Source organism: Novosphingobium resinovorum (assembly GCF_001742225.1).
In the GTDB taxonomy this organism is placed as follows: Bacteria; Pseudomonadota; Alphaproteobacteria; order Sphingomonadales; family Sphingomonadaceae; genus Novosphingobium; species Novosphingobium resinovorum_A.
Genome location: NZ_CP017076.1, coordinates 739,902 through 760,695, shown reverse-complemented (window position 1 = coordinate 760,695; position 20,794 = coordinate 739,902). Strand labels below are relative to the sequence as shown.

Annotated in this window: 23 protein-coding genes, 1 tRNA gene and 2 pseudogenes; 7 read left to right on the top strand and 19 right to left on the bottom strand. The window is 63.8% G+C overall.

Features of this window, described 5'->3' with window-relative positions; all coding sequences use genetic code 11:
- Positions 1-86: 86 nt before the first annotated feature.
- Positions 87-764 carry a response regulator transcription factor gene (locus BES08_RS20915; RefSeq protein WP_069709575.1) on the top strand — a complete coding sequence of 226 codons (678 nt, stop codon included), beginning with the start codon at positions 87-89 and terminating at the stop codon, positions 762-764.
- On the top strand, positions 757-2,079 hold the full coding sequence (locus tag BES08_RS20910) for a HAMP domain-containing sensor histidine kinase (RefSeq protein WP_036527971.1): 1,323 nt from the start codon (positions 757-759) through the stop codon (positions 2,077-2,079). Before BES08_RS20915 ends, BES08_RS20910 begins: the two co-directional genes overlap by 8 nt.
- 43 nt (positions 2,080-2,122) lie before the next feature.
- On the opposite strand, the gene BES08_RS20905 is transcribed toward BES08_RS20910, so the two are convergent.
- The 6 genes and pseudogenes from BES08_RS20905 to BES08_RS20880 form a co-directional block, all read right to left on the bottom strand.
- Complete coding sequence (locus BES08_RS20905) at positions 2,123-2,830, bottom strand: Crp/Fnr family transcriptional regulator (RefSeq protein ID WP_036527970.1); 708 nt, start codon at positions 2,828-2,830, stop codon at positions 2,123-2,125.
- 106 nt (positions 2,831-2,936) lie between these two features.
- Positions 2,937-3,311, bottom strand: a pseudogene (locus BES08_RS20900) (DDE-type integrase/transposase/recombinase); the annotation flags it as partial.
- Positions 3,312-3,371: 60 nt separating this feature from the next.
- Positions 3,372-3,846 (bottom strand): annotated as a pseudogene (locus BES08_RS34120) (transposase); the annotation flags it as partial.
- A gap of 59 nt (positions 3,847-3,905) precedes the next feature.
- Positions 3,906-4,763, bottom strand: a complete 858-nt coding sequence (locus BES08_RS20890; protein WP_008828043.1) for an aldo/keto reductase — start codon at positions 4,761-4,763, stop codon at positions 3,906-3,908.
- Positions 4,764-4,783: 20 nt separating this feature from the next.
- On the bottom strand, positions 4,784-5,767 hold the full coding sequence (locus tag BES08_RS20885; RefSeq protein WP_036527969.1) for an aldo/keto reductase: 984 nt from the start codon (positions 5,765-5,767) through the stop codon (positions 4,784-4,786).
- Positions 5,768-5,783: 16 nt separating this feature from the next.
- A complete protein-coding gene (locus BES08_RS20880) occupies positions 5,784-7,217 on the bottom strand; it encodes an MFS transporter (protein ID WP_036528007.1) in 1,434 nt (477 codons plus the stop codon).
- 142 nt (positions 7,218-7,359) lie between these two features.
- Here BES08_RS20880 and BES08_RS20875 point away from each other — a divergent pair, with 142 nt between their 5' ends.
- Positions 7,360-8,253 carry a LysR family transcriptional regulator gene (locus BES08_RS20875; RefSeq protein ID WP_036527968.1) on the top strand — a complete coding sequence of 298 codons (894 nt, stop codon included), beginning with the start codon at positions 7,360-7,362 and terminating at the stop codon, positions 8,251-8,253.
- On the opposite strand, the gene BES08_RS20870 is transcribed toward BES08_RS20875, so the two are convergent.
- The 6 genes from BES08_RS20870 to BES08_RS20860 all read right to left on the bottom strand — a co-directional run bounded on the left by BES08_RS20870 (position 8,250) and on the right by BES08_RS20860 (position 11,291).
- Positions 8,250-8,753 (bottom strand): (R)-mandelonitrile lyase, encoded by a 504-nt coding sequence (locus BES08_RS20870; RefSeq protein WP_081799125.1) that lies wholly within the window; start codon positions 8,751-8,753, stop codon positions 8,250-8,252. The two genes, BES08_RS20875 and BES08_RS20870, sit on opposite strands and share 4 nt — an antisense overlap.
- The gene (locus tag BES08_RS20865) at positions 8,750-9,178 is read right to left on the bottom strand and encodes a carboxymuconolactone decarboxylase family protein (protein ID WP_036527967.1); all 429 of its coding nucleotides are present in this window, start codon (positions 9,176-9,178) and stop codon (positions 8,750-8,752) included. Before BES08_RS20865 ends, BES08_RS20870 begins: the two co-directional genes overlap by 4 nt.
- A gap of 756 nt (positions 9,179-9,934) precedes the next feature.
- Complete coding sequence (locus tag BES08_RS34115) at positions 9,935-10,138, bottom strand: hypothetical protein (protein WP_231958307.1); 204 nt, start codon at positions 10,136-10,138, stop codon at positions 9,935-9,937.
- 179 nt (positions 10,139-10,317) lie between these two features.
- Positions 10,318-10,701 (bottom strand): tyrosine-type recombinase/integrase, encoded by a 384-nt coding sequence (locus tag BES08_RS34110; protein WP_413783100.1) that lies wholly within the window; start codon positions 10,699-10,701, stop codon positions 10,318-10,320.
- A 56-nt stretch (positions 10,702-10,757) separates the two neighbouring features.
- On the bottom strand, positions 10,758-11,057 hold the full coding sequence (locus tag BES08_RS34105; RefSeq protein ID WP_231958305.1) for an Arm DNA-binding domain-containing protein: 300 nt from the start codon (positions 11,055-11,057) through the stop codon (positions 10,758-10,760).
- Positions 11,058-11,199: 142 nt separating this feature from the next.
- Positions 11,200-11,291, bottom strand: a tRNA-Ser gene (locus tag BES08_RS20860).
- Between the two features lie 280 nt (positions 11,292-11,571).
- On the opposite strand from BES08_RS20860, the gene BES08_RS20855 reads away from it, so the two are divergent.
- From BES08_RS20855 to BES08_RS20840, 4 genes are all read left to right on the top strand, one after another.
- Positions 11,572-12,375, top strand: a complete 804-nt coding sequence (locus BES08_RS20855; RefSeq protein ID WP_051587005.1) for a DUF1134 domain-containing protein — start codon at positions 11,572-11,574, stop codon at positions 12,373-12,375.
- 80 nt (positions 12,376-12,455) lie between these two features.
- A complete protein-coding gene (locus BES08_RS20850) occupies positions 12,456-13,631 on the top strand; it encodes an amino acid aminotransferase (protein ID WP_036527963.1) in 1,176 nt (391 codons plus the stop codon).
- Positions 13,632-13,633: 2 nt separating this feature from the next.
- Positions 13,634-14,176 carry a GNAT family N-acetyltransferase gene (locus BES08_RS20845; protein ID WP_036527961.1) on the top strand — a complete coding sequence of 181 codons (543 nt, stop codon included), beginning with the start codon at positions 13,634-13,636 and terminating at the stop codon, positions 14,174-14,176.
- Between the two features lie 105 nt (positions 14,177-14,281).
- Entirely contained in the window at positions 14,282-15,283 is a 1,002-nt protein-coding gene (locus BES08_RS20840; RefSeq protein ID WP_036527960.1) for a Gfo/Idh/MocA family protein, read from the top strand.
- Here BES08_RS20840 and BES08_RS20835 read toward each other — a convergent pair.
- The 7 genes from BES08_RS20835 to BES08_RS20805 all read right to left on the bottom strand — a co-directional run bounded on the left by BES08_RS20835 (position 15,280) and on the right by BES08_RS20805 (position 20,727).
- Positions 15,280-16,632, bottom strand: coding sequence for an MFS transporter (locus BES08_RS20835; RefSeq protein WP_036527957.1), 1,353 nt, complete (start codon positions 16,630-16,632; stop codon positions 15,280-15,282). The two genes, BES08_RS20840 and BES08_RS20835, sit on opposite strands and share 4 nt — an antisense overlap.
- 115 nt (positions 16,633-16,747) lie before the next feature.
- On the bottom strand, positions 16,748-17,365 hold the full coding sequence (locus tag BES08_RS20830) for a riboflavin synthase (RefSeq protein WP_036527955.1): 618 nt from the start codon (positions 17,363-17,365) through the stop codon (positions 16,748-16,750).
- A 3-nt stretch (positions 17,366-17,368) separates the two neighbouring features.
- Positions 17,369-18,358 (bottom strand): bifunctional diaminohydroxyphosphoribosylaminopyrimidine deaminase/5-amino-6-(5-phosphoribosylamino)uracil reductase RibD, encoded by a 990-nt coding sequence (ribD, locus tag BES08_RS20825; RefSeq protein WP_036527953.1) that lies wholly within the window; start codon positions 18,356-18,358, stop codon positions 17,369-17,371.
- On the bottom strand, positions 18,355-18,849 hold the full coding sequence (locus BES08_RS20820) for a hypothetical protein (RefSeq protein WP_231958304.1): 495 nt from the start codon (positions 18,847-18,849) through the stop codon (positions 18,355-18,357). Before BES08_RS20820 ends, ribD begins: the two co-directional genes overlap by 4 nt.
- Before the next feature lie 23 nt (positions 18,850-18,872).
- Complete coding sequence (locus BES08_RS20815) at positions 18,873-19,598, bottom strand: M48 family metallopeptidase (protein ID WP_036527949.1); 726 nt, start codon at positions 19,596-19,598, stop codon at positions 18,873-18,875.
- Positions 19,599-19,603: 5 nt separating this feature from the next.
- Positions 19,604-20,122 carry a YcgN family cysteine cluster protein gene (locus BES08_RS20810; protein WP_069709418.1) on the bottom strand — a complete coding sequence of 173 codons (519 nt, stop codon included), beginning with the start codon at positions 20,120-20,122 and terminating at the stop codon, positions 19,604-19,606.
- Positions 20,110-20,727 carry an SCO family protein gene (locus BES08_RS20805; protein ID WP_036527945.1) on the bottom strand — a complete coding sequence of 206 codons (618 nt, stop codon included), beginning with the start codon at positions 20,725-20,727 and terminating at the stop codon, positions 20,110-20,112. Before BES08_RS20805 ends, BES08_RS20810 begins: the two co-directional genes overlap by 13 nt.
- Positions 20,728-20,794 lie beyond the last annotated feature (67 nt).

The following is a 20,794-nucleotide window of genomic DNA, read 5'->3' as shown; positions in this document are numbered from 1 at the left end:
TACGGCCTCGTTGTTGGCACACGGGGCTGGCGTGCGGGGCCCCGGTTAATCACCGCCGCAGGGTGAAACTGCAGGAGTTTGCTATCGTGCGCGCACTTCTGGCTGAAGACGATCCGGCAACGGCCGTTTTTGTCAAACGCGGCCTCGCCGCCTGCAGCATTGCGGTCCATATGGTCGAAAGCGGCCTGGAAGCAATCGAGGCCGGAACCGGTGAGAGTTTCGACATAGTAATCCTCGACCGCATGCTTCCAGGGCTGGAGGGGCTGGATGTCCTCAAAAAACTGCGCGAGGCGGGGGTATTGGCACCTGTCCTGGTGCTCACGGCCAAGGGCGGCATCGCGGATCGCGTAGCCGGGCTGGATGCAGGCGCGGACGATTATCTCGTGAAGCCTTTTGCTCTGGCAGAACTGGTCGCGAGAGTGAATGCCCTGCTGCGTCGCCCGCCGATCAACTCCGCGGTGACCCGTCTGGAAGTGGGCGATGTCGTGATCGACATGCTGCGCCGGGAAGTGACGCGTGGACGGCGTCCCATCCACTTGCAGCCGCGCGAATTCGGTATCCTGGAAGTGCTGATGCGCAACGCCGGCAAGGCGGTGACCCGGACCATGATACTCGAGCACGTATGGAGATTTCATTTCGACCCGGAGACGAACATCGTCGAAAGCCATCTCAGTCGGATGCGTTCCAAGCTTCGCGAAGGGTTCCATTGCGATTTGATCGAGACCGTCCGGGGCGTGGGATATCGCATGCGCATCGATGCCTGACATCCGCTCAAGCGCCGCATATCGGATTGCATTCTCCTACGCCGGGGCATTCGCGGCTGCGATCCTGGTCTTGGGCACGGCCGTCTATTTCGCCGCCGATGCGCAATTCCGGCATCAGCGCGACGGAGTGATCGCCGAAGAACTCGAAGATCTTGCGCAGGAAGGACTGGATGCCGCTCTTATCCGCGAGATCGAGCGACGCGAAGCGTGGCGAACCCGGCATGCCTTCAGCTACGCGCTGTTCGCAACCACAGGCCGACGGCTGGGAGGGCATGCTGCGTTCGCCAAGCCGGCGGTTGGTTTCACGACCGCCCGATTGCCGGGAATGCGCGATGAGGATGGCACGATCCGCATCAAGACGGTTACGCTTTCCGACGGCAGCAAGTTGGCGGTGGGGCTCGATTCAGTGGCGATCGCGGCGATCGATCGCACCATCCTCGCGCTGTTCGGCGGTGCATTCGTACTGGTACTTGCGACCGGAGCCATCGGCGCCATGCTGCTTGGCCGTTATCTGGTGCATCGACTGTCGGTCGTGACCGAAACCGCCAACGCCGTCGTCGCCGGCGATCTAACCCGTCGCATTGCCGTCAGCGGCCGACAAGACGAGTTCGACAGCGTCGCTTGTGCACTCAACGCCATGCTCGATCGCATCGCAGGATTGATGGAGAACTTGCGCCAGGTATCCAGCGACGTGGCCCATGACCTTCGCACCCCGCTGCTACGGCTGCGCGGCGAACTCGATCAGGTCGGGCAAACCGAAGGAGCCGTTGAACGGGCTATGGCGCAGGGCGACCATCTTCTTCGACTCTTCAGCGCCATATTACGCATAACCGAAGTGGAAGGCGGCGGCCTGAGTAGAGGGTTTGCGCGGATCGATTTGTCCGCGCTCGTCGAAGTTGTCGCCGATGGTTTCCAGCCCGCTTTACTGGACTGCGGGCAAGAGTTGATATGGGCGATCGAGCCCGATATTCACGTGGCTGGCGACCGTGAACTTCTCGCGCAGGCGGCCAGCAACATTCTCGACAATGCGCGTATTCATACGCCGCGAGGAACACAAATCCGCCTCGCGCTACGGCAATCGGCCAGTTTCGCCCTGGTTGAGATAACGGACAATGGTCCTGGCGTTTCCGACAAGGAACGATCGGCCCTGGTCCGGCGCTTCTACCGTGGCGAAGCGAGCCGGACGACGCCGGGTAACGGTCTTGGGTTGAGCCTGGCGGCGGCGGTTGCGAGTGCCCATGGCGGTGAAATCAGACTGGAAGATAAAATGCCGGGGCTGGGCGTAACGATAGCAATACCCATCGGCACCTTGTGATTGCGCGGCCATGGGAACCCAAGGCGCACTTTGCTGTCGTAGTTCAAAACGTATTATTCAAACGTCGATGAAGGTAGTTCTCGTCAAACCCGGCTATCTGAACGCGTTTTATCGGATCAATAATGTCCGGACTGCCGCGATTTAGCTCCGTCGCTCCGCGCAGCTGCAATTCCTTGAGCACCCTGTTAATGTGCACAGCCGTCATTCCGAGCGCATCCGCAAGTATCCGCTGGGATAAGGGAAATGCAAAACTGTCGTCGTCAGCCAAGCCGATACTCCTTGCGCGGACATAGAGTTCGCACATCAGGTACGCCGCGCGCTCGATGCTGCTGCGGCGTCCCATGCTGACGATCCAGGCCCGCATTGTCGCCTCGTCGATGGGCTGCGCTGCGTACATGGCCCGCGCGATGTTCGGATAATCATCCAGTATTTCCTGCATTTCGGATCGCGAGATAGTGGCGATCATCGCCGGGGAAATTGCCTGGATGCTGTGGTCCATCTCCGCCAGAATATTCACGTGAAGATCGCATGAGTGGCCAGGCATCAGGAATGCCATCACCTGCCGCGTTCCACTCGGCAGAATCTTGTAGCGGCAAGCCCAGCCTTCAAGCAATACGAACACCGGGCCGGGTCTGTCACCTTCGCAGATTACATCCTGCCGAGCGGCATATTTCCGACTTCGCGCCGTGACGGCTTCCAACATTGCGACATCATCGGGCGCCAGCTCGACCAGTTTACTGAGTTTGTTCACGAACCTGTTCGCATCCTCATCGCATACACGGACATTCCAAAATTAAACATTGATAAAAGTTATTGTCATTTGTTGATTTATGTGGTGGAATCTGGGCTGGCGTTTGTTATGCTGGCCCCATCGTCGAATGCCTGCGGGTGGGATTGTAGAAACGCTCGATACAATCGAACACATCGGCCCGAGCCTGGTCGCGGGACCGATACACCTTCTTTCGGACCCGTTCGGTCTTGAGGGAAGAAAAGGAGCTCTCCATCGCCGCATTGTCCCAGCAATTGCCCGATCGGCTCATGGAGCAGGTCACGCCATTATCCTGCATCGGGCGCTGGAACTGTTCACTGGTATATTGGCTGCCCTGATCCGAATGATCCAGCAAGCCATCGGATTTGCCCCGGCGCCAGTTGGCCATCATCATGGCATCCGGAACGAGTTGAGCCGTCATGGTCGCGCTCATCTACCCGCCCACGACGCGGCGCGAGAACAGTGAGGTGTCCCGCCTTCTTGGACAGTTTTGCGGCTGAGTTAAGCTAATCCCATTTGTCGTTCATGCCGCCATTTTGGTTATGAGATGATGGGGGGGCATGCCCCCCATCATCTGATTGCGCGATCCGCCCATAGGCCTCTGCCGAGGTTTGTCCGGCCAGACCCGAGTGCGGCCTCAAGGTGTTGTAAAAGGTAATCCACCGGGCAACACCAGTGCGAAACTCTGATCCGGTTTCGAAGGCATGGAGATAGACACACTCGTACTTCAGGGATCGCCAGAGGCGCTCGATGAAGACGTTTTCCATCCAACGCCCCCGACCATCCATGCTGTTGCGAACCTCGGCCTCGCGCAGTACGCTGGTGAAGGCCTGCGATGTATACTACCTGCCCTGATCCGGGTCGAAGATTTCGGGCTTGCCATATCGGGCCAGCGCCGCCTCCAGCGCCGCGACGCAGAAGCCATCATCCATCGTGTTCGACAGGCGCCAGGCCAGCACTTTGCGGGTCGCCCTATCCATGATCGTTACCAGGTATACCAGCTGCGCCGGCCGACCTGTGCTGATGCTGCTTCATCTGACATGGTTTCGCCTTTCGATCAGAGCTTGCGGGTGCCGAGCCATTTCACCATCGCCGGATCGCGATGGTCGAAGAAGCTGCTGGCCTTCTGGTCGAGCGTGGCGATCGCGGCGATATCCTCGTCATCGAGGGCAAAGTCGAAGATCGCGAAGTTCTCGGCCATGCGCTCCTTACGGACCGACTTGGGGATCGCGACGATACCGCGCTGGTTCAGCCAGCGCAGGACGACCTGGGCGGTGCTTTTGCCGTGCTTAGCACCGATCGAGGCGAGCAACTCGTTGCTGAACAGTCCGTTCTTGCCTTCGGCGAAAGGTCCCCAGGCCTCCGCCTGAACCTTGTATTCCTCGAGCAAGGCATGCGCCTCGTCTTGCTGGTGGAAGGGGTGAATCTCGATCTGGTTGACAGCGGGCGCGATCTCGTTGTGCAGCACGAAATCCAGAAGGCGATCGGGATAGAAGTTGCTCACACCGATGGCCCGGATGCGGCCTTCGCGGTGCAGGTCCTGCATGGCCCGCCATGCGCCGTAAACGTCGCCGTAGGGCTGATGGATCAGCCAGAGGTCAAGATAGTCGAGCTGCAGCTTGTTGAGCGAACGCTCGAAGGCCGCCTTCGCGCCGTCATAGCTGGCGTCCTCGATCCACAGCTTGGTGGTGACGAACAGCTCGCGGCGGTCGATGCCGTGCCTACGGATGGCGTACCCGACGGCTTCTTCATTGCCATAGGACGTGGCGGTATCGAGCAGGCGGTAGCCGACATCTATGGCGTCACGCACGCTGCGCTCGCATTCTGACGGATCGGGAACCTGGAAAACGCCAAAGCCGAGGCTGGGCATTTCCACGCCGTTGTTCAACGTGACGCTGGGAACGGATTGGGACATGGGAAATCCTTAGTTTCAAATCAGCGATTAACGAGGCTTTGCGCGGATGCCGGATAGCGCTCGCCCACCAGTTCGATAGCGGTCAACGCGTCGCGAATACGGGCCAGATCAGGCTCGCTCAGTTCCAGGGCGACAGCACCGAGGTTTTCTTCAAGCCGGTGCAGCTTGGTCGTGCCGGGAATCGGCACGATCGAGGGGCGCTGGGCCAGCAGCCAGGCCAAAGCCACCTGCGCGGGGGTTGCGTTCTTCTCGGCCGCGAGGCTCGTGACCAGTTCGACGAGAGCCCGGTTGGCCTCAAGGGCGTCGGTCTGGAAGCGCGGAACCGTGCTGCGGAAGTCATCCTTGGCGAACACCGTATCGGCGCTCATCTTGCCCGTCAGGAAGCCTTTGCCCAGCGGAGCGAACGGGACGAAGCCGATCCCGAGTTCATCGAGCACCGGCAGCAGTGCATTCTCCGGCTCGCGCCAGAACATCGAATATTCGCTCTGCAGCGCTGCCACCGGCTGCACGGTATGGGCACGGCGGATCGCATCTATCCCGGCCTCGGACATACCGAAATGCTTGACCTTGCCCGCTGCGATCAGGTCTTTCACGGTGCCTGCCACATCCTCGATCGGCACGTTGGGATCGACGCGGTGCTGATAGAACAGATCGATGCTGTCGGTGCGCAGGCGCCCCAGCGCCTCGTCGGCAACCTGGCGGATACGCTCCGGGCGGCTGTCGAGGCCCTGCGCCGGAACGCCGTTCACGAAGCCGAACTTGGTTGCGATCACCACCTCGTCGCGGATTGGCTCCAGCGCCTCGCCCACCACTTCCTCGTTGAGACCGGGGCCATAGGCTTCCGCCGTGTCGAAGAAGGTCACCCCTCGCGCGTGGGCATCGCGAATCAGCGTTACTGCTGCGCTGCGCTCCATCGGGGGGCCATAGCCGAAGCTGAGACCCATGCAGCCAAAGCCGATTTCCGAAACTTCGAGGCCAGTACGGCCGAGTTCACGTGTTTTCATGGGAACTGTCCTTTGTTCAAGCGGCGCCGGTGGCGCCCAAGGGTCTGGTTTGTGAGACTTTGTCTGCGGCGACGATCGTGGTGAGCACCACCAGCAATGCGAGAACCAGCATCACCGTCTCGGTATCGAACGCGGCGCCAATACGCCTGACGGCGAAAGCCTGTCCCTGAAGCCCAGCGCTTGCGACGCCCGCGACCGCGACGAGGACGCTTAAGCCAACGGAACTGCCGATCTGGTGCGCGACGTTGACGGCTCCCGAGGCAGCGCCTGCATTCGCCTTATCCACTCCGGCCACACCAGCGGACGTCAGCGGGCTGAGCGTCAGGCCCTGGCTCACGCCGATCAGCAGCATCGGCAGCGCGACCGCAATGATGTAGGGCGAGCCCGCGTCCGCGAAGCTTAGCCACGCCATGCCCGTGATTCCGATCACGATACCCGCAACCATCAGGCAGTTGGCACTGAATGTCTTGACCAGTCTGGGAAATGCGATGGCGAACGGTACATGGAGGATGGTCGCCGGGATGAACGCGAGACCGCTTTTTGCCGGGCCGTAGCCCTTCACATCCTGCAGGTAGAGGGTCGTGAAGAAGAAGAACCCGACCATCGCGGCCAGATAGAGTACCCGGGCAGCATAAGCGCCCGAACGCACCCGGCTGGAAAACAGGTCAAGCGGCAGGATCGGTTGGGCAGCGCGACGTTCAATCATCATGAACACGGCGATGAGCGCAGCCGCTGAAGCAATCGACACGATCGTGATCGGGTCACTCCATCCGTTTTGCGCAGACCGGATGAAGCCGAAGACGAGGCAGCCAATGCCTAGCGTCGAGGTCAGGGCTCCAAGCAGATCGAAGCGACCCGTGTGCTTCGGGGTCTCCTGGATATAGCGATAGGACGCGATGATCAGGCCGATGCCGACCGGCAGGTTGACGTAAAATCCTGCACGCCAAGACACCCATTCGGCGAGCACACCGCCAAGGACCAGCCCGACTGTAGCTGAGGCGCCTGCCGCTGCTGCATAGTAGGAAACGGCGCGAGTGCGTTCATGACCTTCCGCGAAATTGGTCTGCAGCAGGGCCAGCGTCGATGGGGCCAGCACGGCGGCGCCAAAGCCCTGGATCGCACGCCATGACAGCATCCATGTGACCGAAGGCGACGCGCCGATCGCCAATGAAGCCAGCGTGAAGATGGCAAGGCCCGTCACGAACATCCGCCGCCGTCCGAGGATGTCTCCCGCGCGCGCGCCCAGCAGCATGAAGCCCCCGAAAGTCAGCGTGTAGGCGCTCTGCACCCAGGCGAGGTTGGCCTCGCTGAAGCCAAGCTGGTCGTGGATCTTGGGCAAGCCGGTTAGCACGACCGAGATGTCGAGAACGATCATCACGTAGCTCACGAGGATGATCGCCAGAATGGCGCTCTTGTGCGGTTCGCCGGAAGGTTGAAGGCGCTGCGTCATTGTGAGGTCGATCCGAAGGTTCGTCAGGCTGCCCGGCAATCCGGCACAGGCAGCACGGGGAATTGTCGGTTTGGATATAGCCTCAGCACCGGAATGCGATTAGGCGCCATAATCGGCATGTCGCCATAAGGTGGTCTAATCAATGGCAGGCGAGAACTACAATGAGCTGGCGGCTTTCGTGATGGTAGCTCGCGAACGCAGCTTCACGCGCGCGGCGGCTCAGTTGGGTGTTTCTCAGTCGGCGCTCAGCCAGACGATTAGGGGGCTCGAGGAAAGACTGGGCCTGCGCCTGCTGACCCGAACGACCCGCAGCGTCTCACCAACCGAAGCGGGTCACCGCCTGTTCGATACTGTGGCGCCGCGTTTTGAGGAGATCGCACAGGAACTGGCCTCGCTCAGCCAATTACGCGACAAGCCTTCGGGCAAGATCCGCATCAATGCCGGAGAGCATCCCGCAGTGTCCGTACTCCAGCCGGCGTTGCGCAAGTTGCTGCCTGACAATCCCGATATCAGCGTAGAGATCGTCGTCGATTATGGACTGACCGATATCGTCGCCGGGGGGTTCGATGCCGGGGTGCGCCTGGGCGACCAGCTGGCCAAGGACATGATCGCGGTACGCATCGGTCCAGACCTGCGCATGGCCGTCGTCGGCTCGCCCGACTATTTCACCCGCTATCCCGCGCCGTGTTCACCCCAGGATCTGACCGCTCATAACTGCATCGGCATCCGGCTGCCGACCTATGGCGGCATCTTTCCCTGGGATCTCGACAAGGACGGGCACGAGGTCAATGTCCGGATCGAAGGGCAGCTGGTTTTCAACAACATCAGTCTGCGCCTCAACTCGGCACTCGATGGGCTGGGACTTGCCTATCTCCCGGAGGATCAGGTGATGCCCCACATCGAGCGTGGAGAGCTCATCCGGGTGATGGAAGACTGGTGCGAACCCTTTCCCGGCTACCACCTCTATTATCCCAGCCGTCGCCACGCATCGCCGGCTTTCGCGCTGTTCGTGGAGACTTTGCGCTATCGCGGCTAATGGCCGACCGCGTCCGCGTACTGGGCATCGCTGACAAGCTCATCCCATGCGACGGACTGGCCATTGCTGCTCTCCGTCAACGCAACGTGGGTCATTGCTTCGTCGGGCCCTGCGCCGTGCCAATGCTTGATGCCGGGGCCGATCCAGACGACATCGCCCGGTCCGAACCGCTCGGCCGGCTGCCCCCATTGCTGCACGAAACCGTGACCGCGCGTAACCACGAGGGTCTGGCCGAGCGGATGCGTGTGCCACGCGGTATGCGCGCCGTGCGCGAAGGTTACGGTGCCGCCGCCGATACGTGCCGGCGCCTCGCGCTGGAAGCGGCCCTCGACTTGCGCGGTCCCCGTGAAGTTGGCGGCCGCGCCAATGGATTTATCGCTCGAGCCTTCCCGGATGACGGAAACACCCGATACCGTTCCTTGGTTGTCGCCAGCCACGGCAGGCATCGGCAGACATGCCGCGCCGATGGTCATCGCCGCTTTTCTCAGTCCGCGCATCATTCAGCCTCGCTCTTGGGATGAAACACCTCACGTGCGACGCCGACGGCGTTGATCGCATTGGGCCAGCCCGCATAGAAGGCGAGCTGCGTGATGGCCTCGACGATCTCTGTCTCAGTGACGCCATTGCGGCGTGCGAGTTGCATATGTGAGCGCAACTGTTCGGGGCGATTGAGGGCGATCAGCGCCGCGACAGTGACGAGGCTACGGTCCCGCTTGGCGAGGCCAGGCCGTTCCCATACATCACCGAGCAGGACTTCGTCCGTCAGCTGAGCCAGCTTGGGATCGATGTCGCCCATCAGTTGCTGCGCGCGCGACGGCTGGCTGGCGGTCTTCGCTGCGGGGGTCTGAGCCTGGGCCAAACCCGGTATCCCTAAACCGAGCATTGTGCCTGACATGAGGATGAGGCTGCGCGTGATCGTCTTCATACCGATAATCCATCCTTCTCGAAAATGACGCTGCCGTGGGAGGGAACGCGGGTTACCTGACCGCGACCCTTCAGGCGCTCAACGTGCGCGAAAAGAACGGCACCAGCTTGCTGAGCGCGAGCTCGACGTACTCAGGCACCCAGTAGGTCTCGATGTGCCGGGTACCAGAGATCTTGAAAAATTCCTTGTCGCTGGTGCCGGTTGCCTTCGGGAAGGCGTCCTCTGAGAGGTAGAGGGTGTCCTCTTGCTTCGAGGCAGAGGTTAGCGCGACAGCCTCTTAGCGATTAGACGGCCAAGTACGTATGTCGCGATAAGCTGAGCTAATCAAATGGGGTGAGTTGGTCAGCAGCAGCCCTCTCCATTTTGCGGGCGGGAATGGCGGCGAACCTCTGTACATCGTCCAGCACCTGCCGGTCTCGTTACGGCCAGCGTTACACGTATAGGATGGGACGCTGCCAGTCCGCACCTAAGGAGCGGAAATCGGCGGCTAAATGGCCGAGAATGGTAGGCTGCCGACTCCCTGCGATCGTCAGCTAGCCCCGCGAACCGGCTCCGATCCGAACAGTCGCCTATCGCCCAGTGTAGGTGATCCAAAAGAGAGGAGGCGGACGGACCTCACTGGGGAGCGTGCAATTGGCTGCTGGAGGGCGGGAGAAGGTCGCTGCCGGCGAGGTCAGGCCGCTCGCTGCAAGTGACGGTTCGCTACATCGACTTCGGGGCAAGGTGCGTCAGTGCGGCTCGCAAAAGGCTGACCAGTCATTCATTCATCAGCAATCGGCGCTTTTCGAGCAAGTTTCTGCGTCGATACGCAGCGTCAGTTTTGCCCTTCACAACGTGAGAAAGTGCTGCCTCGGCCACTTCGCCGGGATGCTCAGTCTCTTCGCTCACCCAATCGCGAAATGCCGACCTAAAACCATGTGCCGTGTAGGGTTCCTTCATTTCACGCAGAAGCTTCGTCAACGTCATGTCTGACAGCGGGGGTGTTCCGTTTCGCTCCAGGGAAGACGAGGGGTCAATCACCCAGCTTGAGGGCGGCTGCTCTTTCTATGATCCGAATTGCGCTCCGCGTGAGGGGAATGATATGCTCGCGGTTGGCCTTCATTCGCTCCTTCGGCACCGTCCAGAGGCAGTTCTCCAGATCAAATTCCTCCCATCGCGCGCAGCGAACTTCCCCCCAATCGTGAAGCGCAAAGGATTGCAAACTCGAGGGCCATCCGGATGAAGGAGCCTCGTTTCCTGAGGCTGGCAACAAATGCGGGTACTTTAGTATAGGGCATCGCCGCGAAATGCCCGTCATTCTTCGGCTGCTTCGGCAGACCTTTGGTCACCGCACGCATCGGCGCCTCTAATTCTCGAAAGCCGGAGGCAAAGGCCCAGTCGAGCACTGCTCCAATACGCTGTCGGACCCGCCGTACGGTCTCAGGCTTGGATAGCCAGATTTCGGCCAGGACATAGCGGATCATCGGGTCGGTGATTTCCGAGACCTGGACATTGCCAAGTTTTGGGAAGACATATGTCTCCAGCGTACGAAGCCACTGACCTTCATGTTTCTCATTGCGCCAAGTCTTGCGCTGGGCTGCTAGGGCCTAGGCAGTGGCATCCTTGAAGGTAGGCACGCCGTCAGCCTTACGCGGTTCGAAAACGGGGTCGAGGCCGAGCTCCCCCAGCTCCGAATCTCCCGAGCGCGCTCCCTTGCCTGGGCGAGCGACACCTTCGCCGCGCTGCCGACGCCAAAGTCGCGGCGGGTTCCATGCTTCTGAACGCGGCAGCCCCAGTTCTTGCTGCCACCGGGTTGAATGATGAGAAATAGTCCATCACCATCGCCAAGCCGGCTCGGCTTGGTGGCATTCCTGACAGCGGTCGCGGAGAGCTTTCCCATCCGAAAATTATCCCACATTTTATACCACACGACGAATCGGTTGCAGGCGAACAGGGATAAATGCGGGTGGACGCGAATCACCCGAAAGACCTGATTTCTCAGGGCCTTATCGGATGGTCGCGAATGGGGCTGGACAAGCCGGTGGCGGAGACGCCGGGATTCGAACCCGGGGTGCCCCCTTAAGGGCACGACGGTTTAGCAAACCGCTGGTTTCAGCCACTCACCCACGTCTCCGGATGCGGCTTGGAGCGGTGCCTATAACGGGAGCATTCGGGGGCGGCAAGGGGGCAAGCGTGCAAGAATGCAGATTTATTCAACACTCGCTTCACCGCGAGTTTCAAGTTCGACCTGCCGCAAAACCGACTCGGATCGTCGCCCGTTCATTGCTAGGTCAGGCGCGGTGGATTCTTGTGCGATGATACCAGTTTTGACCGTGCATGGGGCGCGGGGGACGTGGGAAGCGCCGGGAGCGGCGTGGAGAACGCAAGGTAATCACGCCATGAAGGGTCATTCTATGCAAGATCGCACGCAAACTGTTCGGGGGGCGCGTCGCAGGTCGGTCATCGGGCTGGCGGCGGCGTTGCTGGCGCTCGCCACCTCGGCCGCCCCGGCATTCGCGCAGGTCACGACCGTCGATCCCGATGCGGCGATCGACGGCGACCTCAATCGCGGCACGACTTATTCGCCGGTGCCGCCCGCAACCGATCCGGGCAACGGCACGCCTGTCGAAGGGCCACCCGCCACCGACTGGAACGGCGGGCAGCCGGCCTATCCTGCTCCCACGCCCGCGCCGACCTATCCCGCCGCACCGGCCGTCGCGACGCAGGACAATGGTTCGACCTACCGCGAGGACGACCTGATCGGCGCAGCCGAAGGTGTATTCGGCAAAGGCGCCAAGGGCCTCGCGGACATCATCAAGGACCTGCTCGCCAAGCAGGGCGAGCCCAACGCATACATCATCGGGCGCGAGGCAGGCGGCGCCCTTGCCGTGGGCCTGCGCTACGGTTCGGGCACGCTCCATCACAAGGTGGAAGGCGAGCGCCCGGTCTACTGGACGGGGCCGTCGATCGGCTTCGACGCCGGCGCGAATGCCGGCAATGCCTTCGTGCTGGTCTACAACCTCTACGACAGCCAGGACCTGTTCCATCGGTTCGGCGCGGGCGAAGGCCAGGCCTATCTCGTGGGCGGCTTTACCGTCAGCTACCTGCGCCGCGGAAACACCGTACTGATTCCCGTACGCGCGGGCGCGGGACTGCGTCTGGGCGCCAATATCGGCTACATGAAGTTCTCCGAAAAGCAGAGCTGGCTGCCCTTCTGACGCAACGATATTGCGCATCGACGCAGCCGTCCAACTAGGTGGTTGCGTCAAGCGGCGGGCGGGGTTAAGGGCCGCCCGCCATGCTCAACGATCTCAAGCAACAGCCCGCTGACGCGCTCCTTGCGCTGATCAAGCTCCACAACAACGATCCGCGCGCGGACAAGATCGACCTCGGTGTCGGCGTCTACAAGACCGCCGACGGCGACACGCCGGTCTTCGCCGCGATCAAGGCGGCCGAGAAGAAGCTGGTCGAGGAGCAGGACTCCAAGGCCTACCTCGGCCCCGAGGGTGACATGGGCTTCGTCGAGAAGCTGATGCCCTACGTGTTCGGCAAGGCCAACCCGACCATGGGCGGCCGGATCGAGGGCATGCAGACACCCGGCGGCACCGGTTCGCTGCGCCTCGCGCTCGCGATGGTGAAGCGTGCGGGCTACAAGCGCGTCATCGTCGGCAAGCCCAGCTGGCCAAACCACAACCAGATTTGCGCCGATCTCGGCCTCGAAGTCCTCGAGTTCAACCACGCGACCGGCGCCGGCGCCGACATGGACGCCCTGCGCGGCGCGATCGCCACGGCGCAGGAAGGCGATGCCATCCTGTTGCACGGCTGCTGCCACAACCCGACCGGCATCGACTACACCAATGCCGAATGGGACGAGATCGCCGGACTGCTGGCCGCTTCGACCATTCTTCCGGTACTCGACCTTGCCTACCAGGGCCTCGGCCAGGGCATGGAAGAAGATGCCTACGGCCTGCGCCGCGTTCTGGCATCGGTTCCGGAAGCACTCATTTGCTATTCGTGCGACAAGAACTTCGGTCTCTATCGTGACCGCGTCGGGGCGCTCTACGCAATGGTCGCCGATCCGGCCGATCTTGCCAAGGTCATGTCGAACGGCCACTCGCTGGCCCGTGCCAACTGGTCGCAGCCGCCAGATCACGGCGGCGCGGCGGTTCGCGTGATCTTCGAGGACGAGGCCCTGACCGCGCAGTGGCTGGCCGAACTCGACGAGATGCGTGAACGCATGCGCGGCGTGCGTGCGAAGTTGCAGACGGCCGGCAAGACCGGCGGCGTCGACCTGACCCCGGTGGGCTCGCAGAACGGCCTGTTCTCGATCATCCCCTTCACTCCGGAGCAGGTGCAGGCGATGCGTTCGGAATACGGTATCTACTTTGCCGCTTCGGGCCGCATTAACGTCGCGGGTCTGACCGACGGCAACATCGACCAGTTCATCGCCGCCGTCGCGGCCGTGACGGCCTGATCATGGACCGTCAGCCGGTTCTCGAAGGGGACCGGCTGACGCTCAGGCCCCTGCTTGAGGCGGATTGGGATGCGCTGTTCGCAGTCGCGTCCGATCCCGACATCTGGGCCGTGCATCCCTCGCACGATCGCTGGCAGGAGCCGGTGTTCCGCGGCTTCTTCGACGAGGCGTTGGCGGGTGGCGGCGCCCTTGCGATCCTCGATCGGGAGAACGGCGCAATCGTCGGCTCCTCCCGCTACGGAGCGCCCGAAGTCGAGCAACCCGGCGAAATCGAGATCGGCTGGACGTTCCTGGCACGCCGCTACTGGGGCGGCGGGTACAACGCCGAATTCAAGCGCATGATGCTTGCGCACGCACTCCAGCATTTCGAGCGTGTCATCTTCCAGGTGGGCGCGGACAACGTCATCTCGCGCAAGGCGATGGCGAATATCGGCGGCCGTCTGGTCGAGGGCCGTTCGCGCAGCTACGAGCGCTGCGGCGTGATGGTCGAGCACGTCATCTTCGAAATCACGCGCGAGAGTTTCACGGCAGGCCCGCTGGCCTGACCGGGTATCGTCCGCCTGTCGATCAACCGCCCAGGCGGTGATGGACGGCGGGTGAAGATATGGGCCTCGTCAGGCCTTTCCCGCCTGACGTTACGTGGAGCCTGCATGACAATCGATCGACCCATCGGGATCGCCCTCGTCGGCTGCGGCCGGATTGCGCCGCTGCATCTCAAGGCGATCGCCCGCAGTCCGGAGTATGCCCGACTGGTCGCCGTGGTCGATCCCGATCCCGCCCGCGCCGCCGAGTTCGCGCAAGAGTATTGCGCCGAACACGCCTGCACTTCGCTGGAAGAGGCGCTGGCGCTGGATGCTGTCGAAGCAGTGGTGCTGTGCACGCCTAACGCATTGCACGCGGATCAGGTGGAGCAGGTGCTGCGCGCCGGGCGCAACGTGCTGGTCGAGAAGCCGTTCTCCGAAACCGTCGCCGATGCCGAGCGGATCGCTGCACTGGCGGACGAAACCGGGCTGGTCCTTGCCGCCGGGCACACCTTTCGCCATGTCGAGGCGGTGCGTACGCTGCAGGACCGCCGCGCCGGGTTCGGCCGTCTGCGGGCGGTCAGCATCTCGATGTGCGTGTTCTGGGACGGCCCGCAGGCACCCTGGTGGGCGACCCGCACGCGCGAGGAAGGATTGGTCCTTACCCTGTTCGCCCCGCACGCGATCGATTTCCTGCAACTCGTCGTCGGCGAGATCGATCCGCTGCGCATCCATGTCGAGGCGGCGCGCTTCCAGCCCGACTGGGCGGCAGAGGACGAGGCGATGATCCTGCTGCGCTATCCTGACGACGTGCTCGCCTCAATCCACGTTTCGTACAACCAGAAGCGCACGATGAACCGCAAGGTCGCGCACTTCGAGAACGCCACCGTGCGGGTCGAGAACGGCGATGAACTCTGGATCGACGACGAGCCCGTCGTCATGCCCGAGCGGGCGCCGGTGGATGACGATGCGCTCTTCAACGACGGGATCACGCACTATTTCGCGACGCAGGTTCGCGAGTTCGCTCTGGCGGTGAGGGGGCTGCCGAACCGCAGCGTGCTGCACCCCTCCGCCCTGCGCCAGACCCGCCTCAACCGTGCGATCGTGGCGGCGGCGCAGCACGATAGCTAGTGTGCCAGCGCTGCGCCTCCGCGTGCGGGGACGCAGCGCCAGATGATCAGCGCGGCAATGCACATCAGCGCGGCCGGGACGATTCCGAAGGCGTAGCGGATCGCGTCGATGGCCTCAGCGCTCTGGGCGATGCCGCGCTTGGCGGCGGCTGAATCGAAGCCGCCGATCGCCAGGATCGAACTCGCGATCAGCGTGCCGCCGAGCGCGATTCCGGCCTTCTCGATGATCGACCAGATCGCGGCGAACGAGCCGGCGGTATCGCGCCCGGTCTCCGCGCGGGCCTGTGCCATGGCGTCGGTGAGGAGCGAGAGCGCGATCAGGCCCCACCCGGAGTTGAACAACCCGACGCAGCCCGAGCACACATAGGTCACCCAGATCGGCCCGGCGCCGGCATTGGACCAGACGAGCAGCGTGATCACATGGCCGAGCGCGCCGACGAGGTACGCGTTGCGCTTGCCCAGCACTTTCGCCGCCGCCACCCAGAGCGGCGAGACGGCCATGACGACGCAGCCCGCAATGGCGACGAGGATGCCGAGCTGCACCAGCGCGTCGGTCCGCCCCATGTTGTAGGTGATGAAGAACGCCATCGCCGCCGAGCAGGTGCCTGCCGCCACCGTCATGGCGGCGGCGGAAAGGCACAGGACGCGGAATGGGCGGAAGGTCAGCGTGGCCAGCAGGCCGCGCAGCGAGAGGTCGCGCTCGAGAGGCGTGACGACCTGCACCTTGCGCACCGCGTTCCAGGCGGTGACGAGGCTGATCGCGGTGATCCCGCCCAACAGCGCCGCGCCGGTGACGTAGGCGCCGCGATCGGCACCCAGTTCGTGGATGAGCCATGGCACCAGCGCCGAGCCGAGCAGCAGTCCCGCGCCGGTCCAGGCGTGCTTCCACGCCATCAGTACCGTACGCTCCTGCGGATCGCTGCTGATTTCCGAGAAATGCGCAAGGAACGGCACGGAGAAGCTGGCGAAGGTCACCATGTAGAAGCTGAAGGCGACGACGACGTAGCCGACTTGCGTGCTCATCGCGGCATTGGGCACGAAGAACGTGGCGATCATCGCGAAGGGCGCCAGCACCGCGCCGACGAGCAGCCAGTTTCGCCGCGCGAAGCGATGGAGGTTGCGGTCGGAAACGACGCCGACGGTGAAGTCGCTGAGCGCGCCGACGATGACCTTGGGCACGAAGATCGCCGCGCCCGCGATCGCCGGCGGGATACCGACGATGCTGGTGAGGTAGTAAAGCAGGAGGATCATCGGCGCGTCGCGGAACAACTGGTTCCCGACGTTGCCAAAGCTGTAGAGCGCCTTGGTCCGGGTCCGAAGCAAGCCGCCTTGCGGCGCGGCTCCATGCATGCCGTAGTCTCCAAATGATGCCGTAGCCGCCAGCCTAGGGGCAGGGGGGCGGATCATCGGGAGAAAGACGCAAAGTCACCGACACGCGGTGACTTTGCAGCGACCCGCAGGCCGATCAGCTCCGCAGCGACTGCATGCGCTGGAGATAGCGGGCCAGCACGTCGATCTCCAGATTGACGCCGTCGCCTGCGTGCATCGCGCCGATGGTGGTCACTTCCGCAGTGTGGGGGATGATGTTCAGGGCGAAGTGGCAGGTGCCGTCCGGCTCGTCGCTCACTTCGTTGACGGTGAGGGAGATGCCATCGACGGTGATCGAACCCTTGGGGGCGAGGTAAGGGGCCAGTTCCCTGGGGGCGGCGATGACGAAGCGGCGCGAATCGCCGACCGGCTCGATGCTGACCACGGTGCCGACGCCATCGACGTGGCCGGTGACGATGTGACCGCCCAGTTCGTCACCCAGCTTCAGTGCCGGCTCAAGGTTCAGGTGGCGGCCTTCCTGCCAGCGGTCGGAGACGGTGCGGGCCACGGATTCGGCCGAGATGTCCACCGCGAACCAGGCGTCACCGGCCACGCCGCCCTTGTCCACCACGGTCAGGCACACGCCCGAGCAGGCGATCGAGGCGCCCATGGCGATGCCCGCCGGATCAAAGGGGCAGGCGATGACGGCGCGCAGGTCGCCGGTCTTGCGGGCTTCGCGGATGGTGCCGACGGCAGTGACGATTCCGGTGAACATGAGCTAGCCTTCGTGAGAATTTCGCGCGTCGTAGACTTCGAGCGTGTCGCTGCCAAGCTGCCGCCGCTCGATCATCCGCCAGCGGCCATGGGCCTGCGCCAGCGAGGACAGGCCGAAGTCGCCAAGGCCCGGCCTGCCGCCAAGCAGCACCGGTGCGCGGTAGATCAGCAGGCGATCGACGAGCCCCGCCGCGAGGAAAGCCGTCGCGGCATGGGCGCCGCCCTCGACGAAGAGGTGCAAGACGCCTTCCATCCCGGCGATGGCCTCGGGTGAGGGCAGCGTATGCCAGCCTTCGGGAGCGGAGCCGCGTGTCAGCACCCAGCGTTGCGGGCTGCGGTCCTCCAATCCCGGCAGGCGCACGTCGAGGCGGGGGGTGTCGGCCCGCAATGTGCCGCCGCCGACGAGAATCGCATCGGCGCGGGCGCGCATGGCGTGGGTGTGGGCGCGGGCTTGGGCGCCGGTGATCCACTGGCTTTCGCCGCTCGCCAGTGCGATGCAGCCGTCGAGCGACAGGGCGAGCTTGAGCGTCACCTCGGGGCGACCGAGGCGCTTGGTGGTGAGATAGCCGGAAAGGCTCTGCTCGCAGGCCGTCGAAGGCAGGTATTCGGCCGCGATTCCGGCGGCGCGGATGCGGCCGATCCCGGCGCCCGAGGTGCGCGGGTCGGGGTCCATGCAGCCGATCACCACGCGGGCGAGGCCGGACTGCGAGACGAGGTCGGCGCATGCCGGGCCGCGCTCCGACTTGTGGGCGCAGGGTTCGAGGGTGACGTAGATGGTGCCCCCGCGCGCGGCCTCTCCGGCGGCGGCGAGCGCCATCGCTTCGGCGTGAGGGCGGCCGCCGGCTTGCGTCCAGCCGCGCGCGATCACGCGGCCGGCCTTCACGATGATCGCGCCGACGCCCGGATTCGGCCTGCTGAGCGGACGGGCGCGCGCGGCGAGGGCCGCGGCGGCGGCGAGCCAGCGCGCGTCTTCGCTCCCCCCCCTGTCGTTCACTGCTGGGCGGCGTCCGGTGCCAGCTTGGGGTTGGCGATGCCGCCTGCCTTCAGATTCTGTTCGATCCGCTCGCGATCGGCCTTGGCCTTGGCGGCTTCCTCGGCGTCGGCTTCGCGCGCGATCTTGTCGACGTCCATGCCGGAATAGCGGCCGATCGTCTTGTAGAGTTCGCGTACGTCCTTGTCGCGGCGCGCTATTTCGCGGGCGTAGGCTTCTTTGGCCTTCTGGTTGGCGAGGTTCTCCGCCTCGATCTCGGCGTCGGTGCGGTGTTCCTTGAGGACGGAGATCCAGGTGACCTTCGGCGGCGGGTGCGGGGCGCTGCCTTCCTGCGTAAACATCAGATAGAAAACGCCGAAAGTGCAGGCGGCCGACACCGCTGCGATGCGCCAGCGGTTGTGTCCGGCCTGCTTCCAGACCAGCTTGAAATCCGCGACCATCCCGGTCGGGTTTGCGTCTTTCCAGATTCCACTGCGCTTCAACATGGCACTCATGTAGGCCCTAACGGCACCCAACGCTACCCAAACGGCACATAGAGCGACCGGCCATGCGCCTTCAGCCATCGATTGGCCTCATGAATCGACCCCTCGAAGATCGTCTTGAGGACATGATGGAACGCGGGCGAGTGATCGAAGTGGACGAGGTGGGCAACCTCGTGTGCGACCACCGAGCGGCGCACCGGATCGGGCGCCATGATGAGCCGCCAGTTGATCCGGATCGTCCCGTCATGCGCGCAGGAACCCCAGCGCCGCCGCGCGCTCGACAGGCCGAGGGCGGGGCAGGGCTGGGCGGCGCGCTCGCAATATTCGGCGAGGTCGGCGGCGAGGAGGTCCTTCGCCTCCGTCTGCAGCCAGCGCAGGACGCGCGGGGCAAGCGAATCGGCAGGGCCGCCGAGGCGCAGTTCGCCGTCGTCGACGACCGGGCGTCGCGGCGCGGTGATGTCGTGGACCACGGCGAGGGCGTCGCCCCGGAAGGTGATCGTTGTTCCGTCCGCCATCGGCGCGGCGGCGGGGAGGGCGGCGAGCTGCTTCGCCAGCCAGTCGCGGCGGCTTTGGGCGAAAGCGACCGCCTCGGCCGTGCGGGTCCAGCGGGGGACGGAGATGCGCACCTCGCTGCCGTCGGGCGCAAGGCGCATGGTCATCCGGCGGGCGCGGTCGAGGTGGCGGACCACCACGGGAAGGGCGCGGTCGCCGACCTCGACGACCAGCTCTTCGCGCGGATCGCGCCTCAGCCAGTCGAGCATCGCATTCAGCGCTTTTGCTCCGGCAGGACGTCCCACGGCGCGCTGCCGTCCTCGACCTCCCACTCCTCCTCATCCTCGTCGCCGTAGGGCCAGACGATGTGCTGTTCGAGCGGCCCGGCCACCGTCTCCGAGATCACCTTGCCCGCGACCGAGATGCCCGCCTCGTGCACCGTGTCCCGGCTGCCGCTGACGAGGTAGTGCCATTCGGGCAGCGGGTCGCCGTCGGCACGCAGGCGGTAGGCGCAGCTCGGCGGTAGCCATGCGTAGCGGCCCGCGCTCTCGGGCGTCAGCTTCAGGCAGTCGGGCACGAAGCTGCGGCGGTTGGCATAGTCGCTGCACTGCGCGGTCTTGAGGTTGAGCAGCTTGCAGGCGACATTGGTGTGGTAAATCTCGCCGGTGTCATCGTCCTCGACCTTGTGCAGGCAGCATTGGCCGCAGCCGTCGCACAGGGCCTCCCACTCATCGCGGGTCAGGCGGTCGAGGGGCAGTTCCCAGAAGGGCTTCTGGCCGCTCACTTCACCCACTTTTCAAGCTCGGCCTCGACCGCCTTGCGGCCCTGGTCGGAGGGCAGCATGGCAATCGGCTTGCCATCGGGGTCGAACAGGTAGGTGATGCGAACGTGATCCATCAGGTAGCCGCCGGGCGTGTCGGAGCCCTTCTTGTAGTAGATCGCGAAGGCCTTGGCAGCACTTTCGATCTGCTGCGGGGTGCCGGTGAGGCCGAGCAGCCTGGGGCCGAACGCCGAGGTCCACTGGCCGACGATCTCGGGCGTGTCGCGCTGCGGATCGACGGTGATGAAGATCGGCTGCACTTTCGCCGCCTTGGCCGGTTCGCGCTTCGCAAATTCGGCGAAGCCGCGCATCGTTTCCTGCATGTCGAGCGGGCAGACGTCGGGGCAGAAGGTGTAGCCGAAGTAGACGATTCGCCAGCGGCCCTTGAAGCTGTCCCAGGTGACCGGCTTGTTGTCCTTGTCCACGAGCGTGAACGGCCCGCCGATGGCCGCGCCTTCGAGCGGCGGACGCTTGACCGCAGGCTGCTTTGAGCAGGCGGAAAGCGGCAGCCCCGCCAGCAATACGAGTGCAAGGGGAGCGAGACGACGTGCAAGGTATGTCATGGCGCCCACGCTCATGACCTGCTAGACGCCTCCATGCAAGGCGCGGATGGCGGGGCGCGCGTAAAGACCTGTGGTGGAAGGA

Bases quoted from the DNA above. Each gene is read 5' to 3' on its own strand.
- BES08_RS20830 (WP_036527955.1), bottom strand. From the start codon at position 17,365: ATGTTCACCGGAATCGTCACTGCCGTCGGCACCATCCGCGAAGCCCGC.
- BES08_RS20855 (WP_051587005.1), top strand. From the start codon at position 11,572: ATGCAAGATCGCACGCAAACTGTTCGGGGGGCGCGTCGCAGGTCGGTC.
- BES08_RS20850 (WP_036527963.1), top strand. From the start codon at position 12,456: ATGCTCAACGATCTCAAGCAACAGCCCGCTGACGCGCTCCTTGCGCTG.
- BES08_RS20885 (WP_036527969.1), bottom strand. From the start codon at position 5,767: ATGAAAACACGTGAACTCGGCCGTACTGGCCTCGAAGTTTCGGAAATC.
- BES08_RS20840 (WP_036527960.1), top strand. From the start codon at position 14,282: ATGACAATCGATCGACCCATCGGGATCGCCCTCGTCGGCTGCGGCCGG.
- BES08_RS20875 (WP_036527968.1), top strand. From the start codon at position 7,360: ATGGCAGGCGAGAACTACAATGAGCTGGCGGCTTTCGTGATGGTAGCT.
- BES08_RS20835 (WP_036527957.1), bottom strand. From the start codon at position 16,632: ATGCATGGAGCCGCGCCGCAAGGCGGCTTGCTTCGGACCCGGACCAAG.
- BES08_RS20890 (WP_008828043.1), bottom strand. From the start codon at position 4,763: ATGTCCCAATCCGTTCCCAGCGTCACGTTGAACAACGGCGTGGAAATG.
- BES08_RS20805 (WP_036527945.1), bottom strand. From the start codon at position 20,727: ATGAGCGTGGGCGCCATGACATACCTTGCACGTCGTCTCGCTCCCCTT.
- BES08_RS20845 (WP_036527961.1), top strand. From the start codon at position 13,634: ATGGACCGTCAGCCGGTTCTCGAAGGGGACCGGCTGACGCTCAGGCCC.
- BES08_RS20880 (WP_036528007.1), bottom strand. From the start codon at position 7,217: ATGACGCAGCGCCTTCAACCTTCCGGCGAACCGCACAAGAGCGCCATT.
- BES08_RS20870 (WP_081799125.1), bottom strand. From the start codon at position 8,753: ATGATGCGCGGACTGAGAAAAGCGGCGATGACCATCGGCGCGGCATGT.
- BES08_RS20865 (WP_036527967.1), bottom strand. From the start codon at position 9,178: ATGAAGACGATCACGCGCAGCCTCATCCTCATGTCAGGCACAATGCTC.
- BES08_RS20820 (WP_231958304.1), bottom strand. From the start codon at position 18,849: ATGAGTGCCATGTTGAAGCGCAGTGGAATCTGGAAAGACGCAAACCCG.
- BES08_RS20815 (WP_036527949.1), bottom strand. From the start codon at position 19,598: ATGCTCGACTGGCTGAGGCGCGATCCGCGCGAAGAGCTGGTCGTCGAG.
- BES08_RS20910 (WP_036527971.1), top strand. From the start codon at position 757: ATGCCTGACATCCGCTCAAGCGCCGCATATCGGATTGCATTCTCCTAC.
- BES08_RS34105 (WP_231958305.1), bottom strand. From the start codon at position 11,057: ATGGGAAAGCTCTCCGCGACCGCTGTCAGGAATGCCACCAAGCCGAGC.